The organism is Flagellimonas baculiformis (assembly GCF_033441575.1).
GTDB lineage: Bacteria > Bacteroidota > Bacteroidia > Flavobacteriales > Flavobacteriaceae > Flagellimonas > Flagellimonas baculiformis.
Genome location: NZ_JAUZVW010000032.1, coordinates 2,501 through 5,325, shown reverse-complemented (window position 1 = coordinate 5,325; position 2,825 = coordinate 2,501). Strand labels below are relative to the sequence as shown.

Here is a 2,825-nt window from a genome sequence, read left to right as displayed (position 1 = left end):
AAGTTCATATACATATTGCAATAGACAGCGTAAGAAAAGAATAGAACCATTTTGATGTCAAGGACTGGGAATTGTTCGTGGGATGTCTCAATAGATATTTAACGATAGACAATGAAGAGTTTGATCCTGGCTCAGGATGAACGCTAGCGGCAGGCCTAACACATGCAAGTCGAGGGGTAGGGGGTGCTTGCATCCTTGAGACCGGCGCACGGGTGCGGAACGCGTATGGAACCTGCCCCTGTCAGGGGAATAGCCCAGGGAAACTTGGATTAATGCCCCATGGTATCGGAGCATCGCATGATGCTTTGATTAAAGATTTATCGGACAGGGATGGCCATGCGTACCATTAGCTAGTTGGTGGGGTAACGGCCCACCAAGGCAACGATGGTTAGGGGCCCTGAGAGGGGGATCCCCCACACTGGTACTGAGACACGGACCAGACTCCTACGGGAGGCAGCAGTGAGGAATATTGGACAATGGTCGGAAGACTGATCCAGCCATGCCGCGTGCAGGATGACGGCCCTATGGGTTGTAAACTGCTTTTACACGGGAAGAAACCTCCCCTCGTGAGGGGAGCTGACGGTACCGTGAGAATAAGGACCGGCTAACTCCGTGCCAGCAGCCGCGGTAATACGGAGGGTCCGAGCGTTATCCGGAATCATTGGGTTTAAAGGGTCCGTAGGCGGGCCTGTAAGTCAGGGGTGAAAGTCTGTGGCTCAACCATAGAATTGCCTTTGATACTGCAGGTCTTGAGTCATGGTGGGGTTGCCGGAACATGTGGTGTAGCGGTGAAATGCATAGATATCACATAGAACACCGATCGCGAAGGCAGGTGACCAACCATGTACTGACGCTGATGGACGAAAGCGTGGGTAGCGAACGGGATTAGATACCCCGGTAGTCCACGCCGTAAACGATGGATACTAGCTGTGGGGACCTTGTCTCCGTGGCCAAGCGAAAGTGATAAGTATCCCACCTGGGGAGTACGACCGCAAGGTTGAAACTCAAAGGAATTGACGGGGGCCCGCACAAGCGGTGGAGCATGTGGTTTAATTCGATGATACGCGAGGAACCTTACCAGGGCTTAAATGCAGGCTGCATGGGGTGGAGACATCCCTTTCTTCGGACCGCCTGCAAGGTGCTGCATGGTTGTCGTCAGCTCGTGCCGTGAGGTGTCAGGTTAAGTCCTATAACGAGCGCAACCCCTACCGTTAGTTGCCAGCGAGTGAAGTCGGGGACTCTAACGGGACTGCCGGTGCAAACCGTGAGGAAGGTGGGGACGACGTCAAATCATCACGGCCCTTACGTCCTGGGCCACACACGTGCTACAATGGCCGGTACAGAGGGAAGCCACCCCGCAAGGGGGCGCGGATCTACAAAACCGGTCACAGTTCGGATCGGGGTCTGCAACTCGACCCCGTGAAGCTGGAATCGCTAGTAATCGGATATCAGCCATGATCCGGTGAATACGTTCCCGGGCCTTGTACACACCGCCCGTCAAGCCATGGAAGCCGGGAGTGCCTGAAGTCCGTCACCGCAAGGAGCGGCCTAGGGCAAAATCGGTAACTAGGGCTAAGTCGTAACAAGGTAGCCGTACCGGAAGGTGCGGCTGGAACACCTCCTTTCTAGAGAAGATGACGCCCGGAATGTTTTTCCGGTCCTGCATCGGGATGGTTTTTTCCCTTTCGCTGTCTGCGATATGTTTTTTTGATATACTGGCAATTTTAGGCCAAGACAGTCTCATAGCTCAGCTGGTTAGAGCGCTACACTGATAATGTAGAGGTCGGCAGTTCGAGTCTGCCTGAGACTACAAGGTAGGCGAAAGCGGACGAGAAGTTTATCCCGAGCGAAGTCGAGGGGAGTCTGCCAGGGACTACGGAGGTACGGAGTTGGAAGGACGAAGTACGAAGTTCATTAAAAAGTATTGAATAGGAAATTCTAGGTGTTGGGTTACAGGGTTATCACTCATAACTCTGGACTAATGACTCATAACTGAAAAAAATGGGGAATTAGCTCAGCTGGCTAGAGCGCCTGCCTTGCACGCAGGAGGTCAAGGGTTCGACTCCCTTATTCTCCACCACGGCAAGAGCCGTCCACGGTGATTTTCATTGCCGGTGGCGGCCCGCCACAAGTTCATTGACATATTGGGACGGAGCGTGACGATTTTATCGTCATGGCGAAGTCAAAAGAAGAAACACGAAGTAGAATAGAATATATAAGGATTACGAGAGGGCATTTGTACCTAGGTACAGGTGCGACAAGCAAAAGAAGGGCGTATGGGGGATGCCTGGGCTCTCAGAGGCGACGAAGGACGCGATAAGCTGCGAAAATCCACGGGGAGCTGCACATGAGCATTGATCCGTGGGTGTCCGAATGGGGCAACCCGGCAGGTTGAAGGCCTGTCACACCGCAAGGTGGGCGAACCCGCTGAACTGAAACATCTAAGTAGGCGGAGGAAGAGAAAACAAAAGTGATTCCGAGAGTAGTGGCGAGCGAAATCGGATTAGTCCAAACCAATGTTGTTTCGGCAATGTTGGGGTTGTAGGACCACGGGATTCTTTGCGTGACGAACCGGAAGCAGTTGGAAAGCTGCACGATATGGGTGACAGTCCCGTACGGGCAAGGAGCGTTAAAGATAGTGGTATCCTGAGTAGCGCGGGGCACGTGAAACCCTGTGTGAATCCGGCGGGACCATCCGCCAAGACTAAATACTCCTGAGAGACCGATAGTGTACCAGTACCGTGAGGGAAAGGTGAAAAGAACCCTGAACAAGGGAGTGAAAAAGACCCTGAAACCATACGCCTACAAGCGGTCGGAGTCCCGTT

General features: G+C 53.2%; 2 tRNA genes and 2 rRNA genes (1 of these 4 cut by a window edge). All 4 read left to right on the top strand.

Annotated features, from left to right (window positions below):
• Positions 1-108: 108 nt before the first annotated feature.
• A 16S ribosomal RNA gene (locus tag SD450_RS19455) occupies positions 109-1,625 on the top strand.
• Positions 1,626-1,736: 111 nt separating this feature from the next.
• Positions 1,737-1,810 (top strand) — tRNA-Ile (locus SD450_RS19450).
• A gap of 193 nt (positions 1,811-2,003) precedes the next feature.
• A tRNA-Ala gene (locus SD450_RS19445) sits at positions 2,004-2,080 on the top strand.
• Positions 2,081-2,254: 174 nt separating this feature from the next.
• Positions 2,255-2,825: ribosomal RNA gene (locus SD450_RS19440) — 23S ribosomal RNA — on the top strand; it runs 2,248 nt beyond the window's last position.
• Together the 16S and 23S rRNA genes with 2 tRNA genes alongside form the textbook arrangement of a ribosomal RNA operon.